1 protein-coding gene is annotated in these 261 nt (G+C 70.5%); it reads left to right on the top strand.

The features are described from left to right. A partial coding sequence (locus OH705_RS27790) for an isocitrate dehydrogenase kinase/phosphatase AceK regulatory subunit (protein WP_267303506.1) occupies positions 1–261 on the top strand: 261 nt, incomplete at both ends.

The raw sequence follows: 261 nt of genomic DNA, 5'->3' as shown, positions 1-261 counted from the left end.
ATCGCCGGCATGGTCCACGCCGACGCCATCGCCCGCCTGATCCACCACGCGTTCGCGGACTACCACGCGCGCTTCGCCGAGATCACGCGGCGGGCGAAGCGCCGCGTCGAGACGCAGGACTGGACCGCCGCGCGTGCCGATGCCGTCGAGCGCATCGAACTCTACGACCAGTGCATCGCCGAATGCGCGCTGCGGTTGCAGTCCGTGCTGTTGGGCCACGCGAATGACCGCGCGATGTGGATCGCCGCGCGCGTGGCCTTC

The sequence above is a fragment of the Pseudomonas sp. BJa3 genome, assembly GCF_026343815.1.
GTDB classification, from domain to species: Bacteria; Pseudomonadota; Gammaproteobacteria; order Pseudomonadales; family Pseudomonadaceae; genus Aquipseudomonas; species Aquipseudomonas soli.
This window is presented reverse-complemented; position numbering and strand designations above follow the sequence as displayed.